At 64.2% G+C, this 13,365-nt stretch carries 13 protein-coding genes and 1 other RNA gene; 11 read left to right on the forward strand and 3 right to left on the reverse strand.

The features are described from left to right. Positions 1–38 precede the first annotated feature (38 nt). Positions 39–620, reverse strand: a complete 582-nt coding sequence (locus tag Q8R75_RS01850; RefSeq protein WP_305626785.1) for a histidine phosphatase family protein — start codon at positions 618–620, stop codon at positions 39–41. 214 nt (positions 621–834) lie between these two features. Here Q8R75_RS01850 and Q8R75_RS01855 point away from each other — a divergent pair, with 214 nt between their 5' ends. The 10 genes from Q8R75_RS01855 to Q8R75_RS01900 all read left to right on the forward strand — a co-directional run bounded on the left by Q8R75_RS01855 (position 835) and on the right by Q8R75_RS01900 (position 9,053). After that, the gene (locus tag Q8R75_RS01855; RefSeq protein ID WP_305626787.1) at positions 835–1,089 is read left to right on the forward strand and encodes a hypothetical protein; all 255 of its coding nucleotides are present in this window, start codon (positions 835–837) and stop codon (positions 1,087–1,089) included. A 97-nt stretch (positions 1,090–1,186) separates the two neighbouring features. Beyond that, positions 1,187–1,417 (forward strand): hypothetical protein, encoded by a 231-nt coding sequence (locus Q8R75_RS01860; protein ID WP_305612337.1) that lies wholly within the window; start codon positions 1,187–1,189, stop codon positions 1,415–1,417. Further along, on the forward strand, positions 1,414–1,731 hold the full coding sequence (locus Q8R75_RS01865; RefSeq protein WP_305612338.1) for a cell division protein ZapA: 318 nt from the start codon (positions 1,414–1,416) through the stop codon (positions 1,729–1,731). Before Q8R75_RS01860 ends, Q8R75_RS01865 begins: the two co-directional genes overlap by 4 nt. 36 nt (positions 1,732–1,767) lie before the next feature. Continuing rightward, a non-coding RNA gene (gene ssrS, locus Q8R75_RS01870) (6S RNA) lies at positions 1,768–1,949 on the forward strand. 332 nt (positions 1,950–2,281) lie between these two features. Continuing rightward, complete coding sequence (locus tag Q8R75_RS01875) at positions 2,282–3,808, forward strand: acyl--CoA ligase (RefSeq protein WP_305612340.1); 1,527 nt, start codon at positions 2,282–2,284, stop codon at positions 3,806–3,808. A 54-nt stretch (positions 3,809–3,862) separates the two neighbouring features. Continuing rightward, positions 3,863–4,867 carry a tripartite tricarboxylate transporter substrate-binding protein gene (locus Q8R75_RS01880; RefSeq protein WP_305612342.1) on the forward strand — a complete coding sequence of 335 codons (1,005 nt, stop codon included), beginning with the start codon at positions 3,863–3,865 and terminating at the stop codon, positions 4,865–4,867. A 105-nt stretch (positions 4,868–4,972) separates the two neighbouring features. After that, on the forward strand, positions 4,973–5,482 hold the full coding sequence (locus Q8R75_RS01885; protein ID WP_305612343.1) for a tripartite tricarboxylate transporter TctB family protein: 510 nt from the start codon (positions 4,973–4,975) through the stop codon (positions 5,480–5,482). Positions 5,483–5,512: 30 nt separating this feature from the next. Further along, positions 5,513–7,009 carry a tripartite tricarboxylate transporter permease gene (locus Q8R75_RS01890; protein WP_305612344.1) on the forward strand — a complete coding sequence of 499 codons (1,497 nt, stop codon included), beginning with the start codon at positions 5,513–5,515 and terminating at the stop codon, positions 7,007–7,009. A 100-nt stretch (positions 7,010–7,109) separates the two neighbouring features. Then, positions 7,110–8,114, forward strand: coding sequence for a 2-dehydropantoate 2-reductase (locus tag Q8R75_RS01895; protein ID WP_305612346.1), 1,005 nt, complete (start codon positions 7,110–7,112; stop codon positions 8,112–8,114). 123 nt (positions 8,115–8,237) lie between these two features. After that, positions 8,238–9,053, forward strand: coding sequence for a sulfite exporter TauE/SafE family protein (locus Q8R75_RS01900; protein ID WP_305626793.1), 816 nt, complete (start codon positions 8,238–8,240; stop codon positions 9,051–9,053). Positions 9,054–9,066: 13 nt separating this feature from the next. Here Q8R75_RS01900 and Q8R75_RS01905 read toward each other — a convergent pair whose 3' ends face one another. Together Q8R75_RS01905 and mgtE are read right to left on the reverse strand one after the other, a co-directional pair. Continuing rightward, positions 9,067–9,594 carry a hypothetical protein gene (locus Q8R75_RS01905; protein WP_305612347.1) on the reverse strand — a complete coding sequence of 176 codons (528 nt, stop codon included), beginning with the start codon at positions 9,592–9,594 and terminating at the stop codon, positions 9,067–9,069. A 12-nt stretch (positions 9,595–9,606) separates the two neighbouring features. Beyond that, positions 9,607–11,049, reverse strand: coding sequence for a magnesium transporter (gene mgtE, locus Q8R75_RS01910; RefSeq protein WP_305612348.1), 1,443 nt, complete (start codon positions 11,047–11,049; stop codon positions 9,607–9,609). Between the two features lie 163 nt (positions 11,050–11,212). Between mgtE and Q8R75_RS01915 the strand changes: the two genes are divergently transcribed. Beyond that, positions 11,213–13,225, forward strand: a complete 2,013-nt coding sequence (locus Q8R75_RS01915) for an RNB domain-containing ribonuclease (protein WP_305626790.1) — start codon at positions 11,213–11,215, stop codon at positions 13,223–13,225. The last annotated feature ends 140 nt before the right edge of the window (positions 13,226–13,365 follow it).

A 13,365-nucleotide genomic window follows, 5' to 3' on the forward strand; every position in this document is an offset into this window, starting at 1 on the left:
TCAGCTGCTGAGAAGCGCGGATTATAGGTGCAGCGCGCTCAGCGGTTGAATGCGCGCAGTTTGGCGCCGAGCGGACCGATCGTCAGATGTGTCAGGTGGCCGAAGTCGAATTCCAGATTCAGCCAGCGCTCGGGCGGCAGCCCGAGCAGCGTGCCGGTCAGCGCGCGCATCGGCCCGTTGTGGCCGACCAGTACGAGCGCATCGGTGCCGTGCCGGTGCGCCTCGAACGCGGTCCAGACGCGCGCCGCCATGTCGGCGTACAGCTCGCCGGCTGGCGCCCGGAAGTCGATCAGGGCGTTGCCCCAGGTGTCGAAGCCGTGCGGCGGAATGTCGCTGAACGGCTTCATTTCCCACTCGCCGAAGTCGAGTTCGCGCAGCCGCTCGTCGGTTTCGACCGCCGGATGCAGGGCATCGGCCAGCAGGCGCGCCCGCTGCAGCGGGCTGCTGACGGTGCGCACATCCGTCGGCAGCAGCGGGCGCAGACGATCCGCGCAGGCCACCGGATCTTCGGCGACGTCGAGGTCGGTGATGCCGTAACAGAGTCCCGGCGCCACGGCCGGCTTCGGATGACGCACCAGGTAGAGGTGGAGCGGATCACTCAAACGGAACATTGCGCTCATGGTGTGCCGCCGGCGGCATCACGGAAACAGGCCGGCGCACCGGTCCGAGTCGCACCACTGACACACAGTGCTGAGCTAGCGATCCACTGTGCTGCGCCGCAAAAATAAACTACAAATTTCTTCACAATTCATTACTAGCGCGGGGTTGAAAGAGTTGCTGCAGTGCACTACATTGAACTTAACAACTGCTTTTTAACTTGCTGGGAGCTTCATCATGAAAACCACTGCACTCCGTATCCTGCTCGCTGCGAGCCTTTCACTTTCGGCCTTTGCGGCGTCTGCCGATGCGCCCGTAACATCGAAGGCGGTCGGACACCCCGAAGACTACAAGGTGTTCATCGATGCCAGGACCGGCTACGCCTTCGTGCGTACACCGTCGCGCTGGGTGTTCACCCGCAAGGTGGACAGCGGCCGCGTCGCCGAAACGTCCGTCGAAAAGCACCTCGACACGGCCGAACTGGCGCGTTGATCGCAGTGCCCGGCGGGCTTGCCCCCGCCGCCCACCTGAAAAAGCCACTCCTGCGAGTGGCTTTTTCTTTTGTGCCGCCGCCCGACCGGCATGTGTCTTGACCGCCCGATGGGCGCCCCCCTATAGTTCGCCGATGGATCACGATATCAATCAATTGGGCGACCGTCTCGACATCCTTCTGGGTCGGTTCGGTGCGCTGCACGATGAAAACATCGTTCTGCGCAACCGGGTGGCGGCGCTGGAAGGCGAGAACAGGGTGCTGGGCGACAAGGTCGAAGCGGCACGCGAGAAGGTGAGCAGTCTGCTCGAAAGGTTGCCACAGGAATGAGCCGTGAACCCGCGCAGGCGGAAACTACTGAAATCACGATACTGGGCCGCGAATATCGGGTGCAATGTCGGGAAGGCGATCGCGAGGCGCTTAACGCTTCGGTCGAACTGGTCGAGCGCCGGATGCGCGATCTTGCGGAAACGACGCGCGCGTCCGGGGAGCGACTTGCGGTGATGTGCGCGCTCAATCTGGCACACGAAATTTTTCAGATACAGGCGACCGGCGGTGTTGATTTGGTGCCGCTGCGGCGTAGAATAAATTCCATGCAATCGCGCATCGAAGAAGTGCTCTCCAGTCAGGAAAAGCTTTTCTAGATGCCGGTTGTGTCAGGGCTCAACGCCCTGAGCATCAATCCCCTGCGGTGTTCGCCAAGGTCATAGATTCCTTGAACCAATGTTGATTGGCATGAGGTTGCGAACCTAGGACGCCGCTGTTGTGCCGGCCCTTCACGGGCTGGCCTGATGCGGCAGGAACGCAGCCGCTCTGAACCCTCGGTTCAGGATGCCGGCCTAGCGACATGCGCGGGGGTCCCCCTACCGACAGCCCACCACCCCGGGCGCGCGGTACGGTCACCAAGGTGACCGCCTCTGGTTGGCGATGAGACACATCGCAACCAAGGTCTTGTGGCTTATCTGCCACAGACTGTTCCAACTCAGGATTTTTGCAGCAAAGTTTTGCATAAGCTGATCGCTTGGTGCGGGCATGGCTTGAACGATCGTTCGTTATGGACGACACTCATATCCCCCATTGTTTTGCTTTTGCGGAGCAGCGGTTGTCCGCGGTGACCTGTCGGCTTGCGTCTGCGGAACCCCGAAGCGCGTCATTGGCGGCTTCCTGAATTTCAAACTGTCTTACGGAGTCTGTATGTCGGCCACTTCCACGCTGATCGAGCTGTTTTCCACCGGCGCCGATGCATCGGTCGCGCTGTCTGCGCCGGCGCGCCCGGACCTGAGCTTCGGTCAGCTGCGTGCCTTGATGGCACGCACCATCGCACGAATGAACGCGCTCGGCATCGGTCGCAACGATCGCGTCGCCATCGTGCTGCCGAACGGCCCGGACATGGCAAGCGCATTCATCAGCATCGCCTCCGGTGCCACGGCCGCACCGCTCAACGCCGGTTACCGCGCGGAAGAATTCGAGTTCTATCTGTCAGACCTGAACGCGAGGGCTCTCGTGGTTGATCGCGGCAGCGTTTCGCCGGCGATCGAAGTGGCAAAGAAGCTGGGTGTTCGGGTCATCGATCTGGTGGCGCACGACGCCGCGGGAGATTTCACGCTGGAGCCGCGCGAGGCGGCCGATGTGGTTGCGCCGGCCCATCCCGGCAGTGCGCAGCCGGACGATGTGGCACTCGTGCTGCACACCTCGGGCACGACCTCCCGTCCGAAGATCGTCCCGCTGACCCAGCGCAACGTGTCGGCCTCGGCGCAGAACATCTGCGCGACGCTCGCCTTCACCGAAAAGGACCGCGGACTGAACATCATGCCGCTGTTCCATATCCACGGCCTGATCGCCGGCATCATGGCGCCGCTGTCCGCCGGTGCGTCGGTGTTCTGCACGCCCGGCTTCGACGCGCTGAAGTTCTTCTCCTGGATGGATGAAGCGCATCCGACCTGGTACACCGCAGTGCCGACGATGCACCAGGCCATCCTGTCGCGCGCGTCGCGCAACAAGGAAACGATTGCCCGCAACCCCCTGCGCTTCCTGCGTTCGTCGTCGTCGTCGATCCCGCCGCAGGTCATCCGCGAGCTGGAAGAAGTATTCGGCGCGCCGTTGATCGAAGCCTACGGCATGACCGAGGCGTCGCATCAGATGGCGTCCAACCCGCTGCCTCCGCGCCCGCGCAAGCCTGGTGCGGTCGGCCTGGCGGCCGGCCCTGAAGTGGAAATCATGGACGACGACGGCAACATCCTGCCGGCTGGCGAGATCGGCGAAATCGTCATCCGCGGCGCCAACGTGACGCCCGGCTACGAAAACAACGAGAAGGCGAACAAGGAAGGTTTCACCCACGGCTGGTTCCGCACCGGTGACCAGGGCAGCAAGGACGCAGAAGGCTATCTGTCGCTGACCGGCCGCCTGAAGGAAATCATCAATCGCGGTGGCGAGAAGATTTCGCCGCGCGAAGTCGACGAAGTGCTGATGGACCACCCTGCGGTCGCCCAGGTCGTGACGTTCGGCATTCCGCACGCGAAGCTGGGCGAAGAAGTCGGTGCCGTGGTTGTGCTGCGTGAAGGGCAGAGCGCGACCGACAAGGAAATCCAGGCCTTCGCTTCCACGAAGCTCGCCGACTTCAAGGTGCCGCGCAAGATACTGTTCATGGACGAAATTCCCAAGGGTGCAACCGGCAAGCTGCAACGTATCGGGCTGGCACAGAAGCTGGGTCTGGGTACCTGATCCAGGGCTTTTCCCGCAGTACTGTCATCAACAATATCCAATGAGGAGAGTGCAATGATCGAGTTCAAGAACTGGGCCGCAAGAGCTCTGGTATCTGCGGTTGCAGCGATCGGCCTGACCGGTGCCGCACACGCCTGGGAACCGACCAAGCCGGTCGAGTTCGTCGTGCCGGCCGGCACGGGCGGCGGCGCCGACCAGATGGCCCGTTTCATCCAGGGCATCGTGGCCAAGAACAAGCTCATGGAGCAGCCGCTGGTCGTCGTCAACAAGTCGGGTGGCGCGGGTGCCGAAGGCTTTCTGGAAGTGAAGGGTGCGAAGGGCAACCCGCACAAGATCATCATCACGCTGTCGAACCTGTTCACCACGCCGCTGGCGACCGGTGTTCCGTTCAACTGGCGTGACCTGACGCCGGGCGCCATGCTCGCCCTTGACCAGTTCGTGCTGTGGGTGAATGCCGACGCGCCGTACAAGACCGCCAAGGAATACATCGACGACATCAAGGCCAAGCCGGCCAGCACCTTCAAGATGGCTGGTACCGGCTCGAAGCAGGAAGACCAGATCATCACCGCGATGATCGACAAGGCCACCGGCAAGAAGATCATCTATGTGCCGTTCAAGGGCGGCGGTGACGTGGCGGTGCAGCTGGTCGGCGGTCATGTCAATTCGACCGTCAACAATCCGATCGAAGCCGAAGCCCACTGGCGCGGCGGCAAGCTGCGTCCGCTGTGCATCATGGACACCGAAAAGCTGACCTACACCGAAAAAGTGACGGAAACGCAGTCGTGGGCCGACATCCCGACCTGCAAGAGCGCCGGTGTGCCGATCGAATACCTGATGCTGCGCGGCATCTTCCTCGCTCCGGGGGTCACCCAGGAGCAGGTTGATTTCTACGTCAATCTGTTCAAGAAGGTGCGTGAAACACCCGAATGGGCCGACTTCATGAAGAAGGGCGCATTCAAGCAGACCTTCATGAGCGGCAAGGAATTCGCCGACTGGGTGGGCAAGACCGAAGCGATGCACTACGGCCTGATGAAGGACGCCGGCTTCCTCGCCAAGTAAACCGCCTCAAGCAAGTACGCATCACGGGCGGGTCATCCCGCCCGTGTTCATTTAATCGCCCGCCGCAAAGATGCATGCGCCCTGTTTTCATTCTGGAGATTCGTGATGGAGCGATCCGAGGAAGCCGCTGAAGCCGGCTTGTCCAACCGCTGGCCGGAAATACTGGTCGCGCTGTTTCTGTTCGCCATGGGAGTTGTCGCGGTCATCGACAGCATTCGCGTCGGCATAGGCTGGGAAGAGGGTGAAGGCCCGCGCGCCGGCTACTTCCCGTTCTACATCGGCTGCATCCTGCTGGCGTCAAGCGGCTGGATCCTGATCACCGCGCTGATGAAGTTCAAGCGTGCGCAGCCGCAGTTCGCCAGCTGGACCGAACTGAGATTGGTGATGCAGATGCTGGTGCCGCTGACCATCTACGTGATCGCCGTCGTGTTCCTTGGCATCTACCTTTCGTCGCTGGTGCTGATCGCCTTCTTCATGAAGGTGCATGGCAAGTTCGGCTGGCTGGTCACTGCGATGACTGCGATCGGCGTGCCGCTGGGCGCCTTCCTGCTGTTCGAGCGCTGGTTTCTCGTGCCGCTTCCCAAAGGTCCGATCGAGCTGATGCTCGGTCTGTGACACCACAAGAACACATCCTCCGAGACCGAGATGGACGAACTCAACAACCTCATGCACGGGTTCAGCGTCGCGATGACGCTGCCCAACCTGGGCTTCATGGTGCTCGGCGTCACGCTGGGCATCCTGATCGGCGTGCTGCCGGGTCTGGGCGGTGCCAACGGCATCGCCATCCTTCTGCCGCTGACCTTTTCGATGGATCAGACGTCGGCCATCATCATGTTGTCCTGCATCTACTGGGGCGCATTGTTCGGCGGCGCGATCACATCGATCCTGTTCAACATTCCGGGTGAGCCGTGGTCGGTGGCGACCACCTTCGACGGCTATCCGATGGCCCAGCAGGGCCGTGCCGGTGCTGCGCTGACGGCGGCATTCACGTCGTCCTTCGTCGGTGCCTTCTTCGCCGTGCTGCTGATCACCTTCCTCGCGCCACTGGTTGCGCGCTTCGCGCTGAAGTTCGGTGCGGCGGAAATGTTCGCGGTGCAGATGCTTACCTTCTGTTCCTTCGTCGGCATGAGCAAGGAACCGCCAGCCAAGACGCTTGCCGTCATGGCGCTGGGCTTCGCGCTCGCTGCGGTCGGCATGGATACGGTGACCGGCACGTTGCGCATGACCTATGGCGTGACGGAACTGCTGAAGGGTTTCGACTTCCTGATCGCGGTCATCGGCCTGTTCGGCATCGGCGAAATCCTGCTGACGATGGAAGAAGGTCTGGCGTTCAAGGGCAAGAGCGCGAAGATCCAGCTCGACGTGGTGCTGAAGACCTGGGCCGAACTGCTGCGCTACTGGAAAACCTCGATCCGTTCCGTGCTGGTCGGCTGCTGGATGGGTGTCACGCCGGGCGGTGCCACGCCGGCCTCGTTCATGGCCTATGGCCTGGCCCGTCGCGGCGCGAAGGACAAGGACTCGTTCGGCAAGGGCAACATCGAAGGGGTGGTGGCGCCGGAAACCGCAGCGCACGCAGCCGGTACGTCGGCGCTGCTGCCGATGTTGACGCTGGGCATTCCGGGCTCGCCGACCGCTGCCGTGCTGCTGGGCGGCTTGCTGATCTGGGGCCTGCAGCCCGGTCCGCTGCTGTTCACCGAGAAGCCCGACTTCGTGTGGGGCCTGATCGCCTCGATGTATCTGGGCAACATCGTCGGCCTGATCATCGTGCTGACCACGGTGCCCTGGTGGGCAGCCATCCTGCGCATTCCGTTCTCGGTCATCGGCCCGATCATCATCGTCATCTGCGCGATCGGCGCCTACACGGTGCACAGCTCGATTTTCGACGTGGTGATGATGCTGGTGTTCGGCGTATTCGGTTACCTGTTCAAGAAGCTGCGCTATCCGCTGGCGCCACTGGTACTCGCGCTGGTGCTGGGCGACATGGCCGAATCGAGCTTCCGCCAGTCGATGCTGCTGTCGCAGGGCAGCCTGGACATCTTCTGGGCGAATCCGCTGGTCGGCGGCCTGATGACCTTGTCGTTCGTGATGCTGCTGTGGCCCATCGTGCCGGTGTTGAAGCACCAGCTGCGCCGCCGTACGTGATCTGAAAACCGCCGCGCCCGCCGCACGACGGCCGGGCGCGGCTGGCGGCGGCGCGGCCGGTATCCGGCGTGCCGCTGCGCCCTCAAGGGAGATGAGAAAGATGAAGATTGCAGTCGTTGGCGCAGGCGCCATCGGGGGTTATCTGGCCGTGAAGCTGTCGCGTGCCGGCAACGAAGTGACCTGCATCGCACGCGGCCCCAACCTCGCCGCCATCCAGGCGAAGGGCATGTCGCTGATGCTGGAAGACGGCACGGTCGAGCATGCACCGGACATCCGCGGCGTGCAGAAGATGACGGACGCCGGCGTGCAGGACGTGATCCTGCTGACGCTCAAGGCGCATCAGGTGAAGGACGTCGCCGCCGACATGCGCGCGCTGTTCGGCCCGGACACGATGGTCGTGACGATGCAGAACGGCATTCCGTGGTGGTACTTCCACAAGCTGGTCGGCGATTACGAAGGTGCGCCGGTCACCTCGGTCGACCCGGACGGCATCGTCGCCGCGAACATCGAAGTCGAGCGGGTCATCGGCAGTGTGGTGTATCCGGCCTCCGAACTGGTCGAGCCGGGCGTCGTCAAGCTGATCGAAGGCAACCGCTTCACGCTGGGCGAGCTGGACGGTTCGCGCTCGCCGCGCATCGAGGCGCTATCGCAGGCCATGATCGCCGCCGGCTTCAAGTCGCCGGTGTCGAAGGACATCCGCTCCGAAATGTGGGTCAAACTGTGGGGAAATCTGAGCTTCAATCCGATTTCGGCGCTGACGCACGCCACGCTGGAAGACATCTGCCGCTTCCCGCTGACCCGCGAACTGGCCGCCAACATGATGCGCGAGGCGCAGTCGGTCGGCGAAAAGCTCGGTGTGGAATTCAAGATCGCACTCGACAAGCGCATCGCCGGCGCCGAAGCGGTCGGCGCGCACAAGACTTCGATGCTGCAGGATGTCGAAGCCGGCCGCCCGCTCGAATTTGAAGCGCTGGTCGGTTCGGTGCGCGAACTGGGCCGCATCACCGGCATCGCGACGCCGAATATCGACGCCGTTTACGCGCTGGTGTCGCTGCTGGCGCGCACGTTGTCGGACAAGCGCGGCAAGCTGGCCATCGCCGGCTGACCCGGCCCGCAGCCGTCATCGTCACAGGGCACCTGCGGGTGCCCTGTGTGTTTCTGCGCAACGCCGGCTTTGCGATCGCGGTACTGCCTGTGTTCAGATAGCGGCTTTTTGCAGCGCACCATGATGTTCTTTCCCGATACCGAATTCGTGCTCGCCTGCCTGTTGCTGGGTACCGTCGTCGGCTTCTTCGCCGGCATGCTGGGCATTGGCGGTGGTGCGGTGCTGGTGCCGATGCTGGTCAGCCTGTTCGAACGACTGCATGTCACGCCCGACCACATCCTGCATCTGGCGCTCGGCACCTCGATGGCCGCCATCGTCGTGTCGGCCGCGATCAGTCTGCGCACGCACCATGCGCATGGCGCCGTCGACTGGCCGACCATGCGCACCATGACCATCGGTGTGCTGATCGGTACGCTGGTCGGTACCTTCATTGCGCGCGAGGTTTCGACCCAGGCGCTGTCGCTCATCTTCGCCGTGTTCATCGGCTATGTCGCACTGACCATGCTGATCGGCTTCAAGCCGAAGCCGTCGCGCCAGCTGCCAGGGTCAGGCGGTTTGATTGCGGCCGGCGGCGGCATCGGCGTGGTGTCGGCACTGGTGGCCATCGGCGGTGGCGCGCTGACGGTGCCCTTCCTGACCTGGTGCAACCGCGACATCCGCCAGGCCATCGGTACGTCGGCCGCGCTCGGCCTGCCGATCGCGCTCGGCGGCACGGCCGGCTACATCTTCAATGGCTGGGGGGTGGCGGACATGCCGCCGCAGGTGCTGGGCTATGTGCACCTGCCGGCGCTGGTCGCCATCGTCGCGGCCAGCCTGTTCACGACACCGCTCGGTGCGCGCGCCGCGCACCGGCTGCCGGTGCCCCTGATCAAGCGGCTGTTTTCGCTGCTGCTGATCGCGCTGGCCGCGCACATGCTGTGGAAACTGTGGAACGCCTGATCGGCGCCACGCTTCAACGGCGGTGCGTCGCCCGGGCCAGCCGCTCCACCAGCGCGTCCTGATCGGCGTTGCGGCCGGCGGCACCCATTGCGGTGAAGCTCACCGTCAGCTCGCCCACCTTCAGCATGCCCTGACGCAGCATGGAGAACGGCTCTGGCGTAATGTCGCCACCGGCGTCGAAGAAGTAACCGGCAGGTGCGCTTGCGGGCACCGGCTGCAGTGGCGCATCGGCCGCGCCGACGGTCTGTGCGGTGCGCGCCACGCGGGTGCGGATTTCATCCAGCGTTGACGGCGGCTTGCGATCGGCCGCCTTCCAGACCGCAGTCACCACCCACTGCGCCTTGCCGTCGGGCGCCGACACGGTCAGCGTTGGTGGCATGCGCACATCGTGCCGGCTTTCCTCGACTGACCAGGTGTCCGGCACGGTCAGTTGCAGCGCGCCCGCTTCGGCACACGTGACGGTCAGCGCGCGGTCCGCCGCTTCGGCACTGGCGCCGGCGATCATCAGGGCAAGGCTGGCAGTAAACAAGCGGATGCGCATTGACGGTCCCGATCAGAGCAAAACCAGGGTGGCCAGCCCCAGAAAGATGAAAAAGCCGCCGGAGTCGGTGACTGCGGTGATCAGCACCGAACCACCGACCGCGGGGTCACGGCCGAGCCGCGCCAACACGATCGGTACCGTCACGCCGATGCAGGCGGCCAGCAGCAGGTTCAGCGTCATCGCCGCACTCATCACCGCGCCTAGCGCCCACGAATCGTACAGCCATGCGGCCAGCAGGCCGAGCAAGCCGCCCCACACGATGCCATTGATCAGCGCCACGCCCATTTCCTTGCGGTAGAGCCGGCGTGCCGCATCGGGTGCGATCTGGCCGAGCGCGATCGCACGCACGATCATCGTGATGGTCTGGTTGCCTGAATTGCCGCCGATGCCGGCCACGATGGGCATCAGCGCAGCCAGCGCGACCAGTTTCTCTATCGAGCCTTCGAAGGCGCCGATCACGCGCGAAGCGAAAAACGCAGTCCCCAGATTGATCGCCAGCCAGGCCCAGCGGTTCCGCACCGAATCCATGATGGGCGCGAAAATATCTTCTTCCTCGCGCAGTCCGGCCTGGGCCAGCAGTTCCTCTTCCGACTGTTCGCGGATGAAGTCCATCACCTCGTTCACGGTCAGCCTGCCGATCAGCTGATCGTGGTGATCGATCACCGGCGCCGACACCAGGTCATAGCGCTCGAATGCCTGGGCCGCCGATTCGGCATCGTCCGAGGCGTGCAGAACCAGCGGGTGTTCGTGCATCACCGCCGCCACTTCGACTTCGCCGTCGTTGATCAGCAGGGTGCTCAACGACAGCACGCCGCGCAGTTTTTCTTCGCGGTCGACGACGAAGATCTGGTCGGTGTGGTCAGGCAGTTCGTCAAAGCGGCGCAGATAGCGCAACACCACTTCGAGCGTCACGTCCTCGCGCACGGTGACCATGTCGAAATCCATCAGCGCGCCGACCGAATCGTCCGGGTAGGACATGGCCGAACGCAACTGTTCGCGCTCTTCCACGTCGAGCGCACTGAACACATCCTGCATGACCTCGGTCGGCAGATCGGGCGCCAGGTCGGCCAGTTCGTCGGCGTCCAGCTGTTCGACCGCGGCCACCAGTTCCTTCGGCTCCATCGCGTCGATCAGCGATTCGCGCACCGCGTCCGACACTTCGAGCAGGATTTCGCCGTCGCGGTCGGCGCGCACCAGATCCCACACCAGCAGCCGGTCTTCCGGCGGCAGCGCTTCCAGGATGTAGGCGATGTCGGCCGGGTGCATCGTGTCGAGCTTTTTCGTCAGCTCGCTGTGGTGCTGCTTGACGACCAGCGTTTCCACCAGATCGTGGCGCGGCATTTCCTGACGGTGCAGCAGGCTTTCGACGCGTTTCTGACGGTCGAGCAGCGACCTCACCTCTTTCAGGCGACGTTGCATTGCATCAACCGGCAGGATTTCGTCGTGTTCGGCCACAGAGGGTGTCGTTCAGGCAGGGTGATCAGTGCAGCGGCTGGCAGGCGATTGTAGCCGTCGACTGTCCGCCGCTTCCGGGTTTTTGCCGCAATGCGACAACGCGCAGACCCCGGGCGGCGCTTATCCGCGATAATCGCGGTCCGAGTTCTTCCGTACCCGCTTCATGAATGTTCTTTTCGAAGAGGACGGCCACTTCCGTGCCGGCTCCGTGATGACTGACAGCGTGTCGTCGCTGCAGGTCGAACTGCCGAGCGGCAAGCGTTCCAAAGTGAAGGCGGCCAATGTGCTGCTGCGTTTCGCCAGCCCCGAGCCGGGCGTGCTGCTGGCCGCCGCCGAAGCGCAGGCGGCCGATCTCGATGCCACTTTCCTGTGGGACGTGTGCGGCGACGACGAATTCCCGTTCGAGGAACTGGCGCGCGAGTACCACGGCGCCGCACCGACGGCCGAACAGGCCGCCGCCATCCTGCTGTGCCTGCACGCCGCGCCGGTGTACTTTCACCGCAAGGGCAAGGGCCGCTTCCGCAAAGCGCCGCCCGACATCCTGAAAGCCGCACTGGCCGGTCTTGAAAAGAAGCGGCTGCAGCAGGAGCAGGTCGATGGCTGGGTCGCCGAGTTGCTCGCCGGGCGCACGCCGCCGGACATCGCGGCCTGCAGCGCGCAGATTCTCTACAAGCCGGATCGCAACCGGCTCGAAACCAAGGCGGTGGAAGCCGCCGCGGCATCGGCCGGCCTGTCGGTGGTTGGCCTGATGGCGAAGGCGGGCGCGTTTGCGTCCAGTCACGAATACCACCTGGGCCGCTTCCTGTTCGAGTACTTCCCGCGCGGCACCGATTTTCCGACGCATGACGTGCCGCCGGCCGGCGATCTGCCCGACGCCGGCGTGCGCGCCTTTTCGATCGATGACGCGACCACGACGGAAATCGACGACGCCTTTTCGGTGCAGCCGAAGGCCGGCGGCGGCTGGCGCATCGGTATACATATTGCAGCGCCGTCGCTCGGCATCCAGCCGGGCACGCCGCTGGGCGAAATCGCGCGCAGCCGGCTGTCCACGGTGTATTTCCCCGGCCGCAAGATCACCATGCTGCCGGACGAAGCAGTCGACACCTACACGCTGCAGGCCGGCCGCAGCTGCCCGGCACTGTCGCTCTACCTCGACGTCGAAACCGACCTGCGCGTGACGGCGAAGGAAAGCCGCATCGAGCAGGTCGCCGTGGCCGCCAATCTGCGCCATCACGAAATCGAGCCACTGTTCAACGAAGACACGATCACCGGCGGCGAACTGCCCGAATTCGAGTGGCGTGACGAACTGCTGCTGCTGTGGCGCCTGGCCGAAGTGCTGGAAGCCGGCCGCGGCAAGCCGTCGGCCAACGCCGGCCAGATGGATTTCAACTTCTACGTTGATTGGTCACAGACGACCGAGGACGGCGAAGGCCGGGTCGACATCCAGCGCCGCGCGCGCGGCAGTCCGCTCGACAAGCTGGTCGCCGAACTGATGATCGTCGCCAATAACACGTGGGGCAGCGATTTGCGCGATGCCGGCATTCCGGCGCTTTACCGCGCCCAGGGCGCCGGCAAGGTGCGCATGACCACGGTGGCCGCGCCGCACGAAGGGTTGGGCGTCGACTGCTATGCGTGGTCGACCTCGCCCTTGCGTCGCTACGTCGATCTGGTGAATCAGTGGCAGATGATTGCGCTGCTGCGCGGCGAAGAGCCGGTGTTCCCGCCGAAGTCCGAGGCGCTGCTTTCGGCGCTGCGCGATTTCGAACTGGCCTACGCCGCCTACGCCGACTTCCAGCGCGGCATGGAGCGCTACTGGTGCCTGCGCTGGCTGCGCCAGCAGGCGCGCGAGGGCAATACCGTGTGGCCGGCGATCGTGCTGCGCGAATCGCTGGTGCGGCTTGAGCACGTGCCGCTGGTGCTGCGCTCGCCCAGCCTGCCGGCGCGTGACCCGCGTTCGCGCGTCGAGGTCGAGATCGACCAGCTCAATCTGCTCGACAACGACGCGCGCGCCCGCTGGGTCGGTGATCTGGCTGCGCTGGCTGGCGCGGCGCAGGTATCGGAGGAAGAACTGGCGGAAGAAATCGCCGAGGCGGAACTGCCACCCGAGACGCCAGCGGCGGATGCGCCGGTGCCTGAGCTGCCGGTCGCCGCACCGGAAAGCGGCGAGGCGGACTGAGCGGGGTTTTGCAGGGGGCTGCAGCCGGGAAGGGGATCGCAGGTATGCGCCGGCGCGCCGTTCGTCCGTTGGGCATCGCTGCGCTCACCCCAACCTACGGCTAGTTTGACAATCGCTTCTTTTTTGATGCGGGTGTTGGG

The sequence above is a fragment of the Methyloversatilis sp. genome (assembly GCF_030696805.1).
Classification (GTDB): domain Bacteria; phylum Pseudomonadota; class Gammaproteobacteria; order Burkholderiales; family Rhodocyclaceae; genus Methyloversatilis.

Bases quoted from the DNA above. Each gene is read 5' to 3' on its own strand.
- Q8R75_RS01885 (WP_305612343.1), top strand. From the start codon at position 4,973: ATGGAGCGATCCGAGGAAGCCGCTGAAGCCGGCTTGTCCAACCGCTGG.
- Q8R75_RS01905 (WP_305612347.1), bottom strand. From the start codon at position 9,594: ATGCGCATCCGCTTGTTTACTGCCAGCCTTGCCCTGATGATCGCCGGC.
- Q8R75_RS01865 (WP_305612338.1), top strand. From the start codon at position 1,414: ATGAGCCGTGAACCCGCGCAGGCGGAAACTACTGAAATCACGATACTG.
- Q8R75_RS01875 (WP_305612340.1), top strand. From the start codon at position 2,282: ATGTCGGCCACTTCCACGCTGATCGAGCTGTTTTCCACCGGCGCCGAT.
- Q8R75_RS01900 (WP_305626793.1), top strand. From the start codon at position 8,238: ATGTTCTTTCCCGATACCGAATTCGTGCTCGCCTGCCTGTTGCTGGGT.
- Q8R75_RS01855 (WP_305626787.1), top strand. From the start codon at position 835: ATGAAAACCACTGCACTCCGTATCCTGCTCGCTGCGAGCCTTTCACTT.
- Q8R75_RS01915 (WP_305626790.1), top strand. From the start codon at position 11,213: ATGAATGTTCTTTTCGAAGAGGACGGCCACTTCCGTGCCGGCTCCGTG.
- Q8R75_RS01880 (WP_305612342.1), top strand. From the start codon at position 3,863: ATGATCGAGTTCAAGAACTGGGCCGCAAGAGCTCTGGTATCTGCGGTT.
- Q8R75_RS01850 (WP_305626785.1), bottom strand. From the start codon at position 620: ATGAGCGCAATGTTCCGTTTGAGTGATCCGCTCCACCTCTACCTGGTG.
- Q8R75_RS01890 (WP_305612344.1), top strand. From the start codon at position 5,513: ATGGACGAACTCAACAACCTCATGCACGGGTTCAGCGTCGCGATGACG.
- Q8R75_RS01895 (WP_305612346.1), top strand. From the start codon at position 7,110: ATGAAGATTGCAGTCGTTGGCGCAGGCGCCATCGGGGGTTATCTGGCC.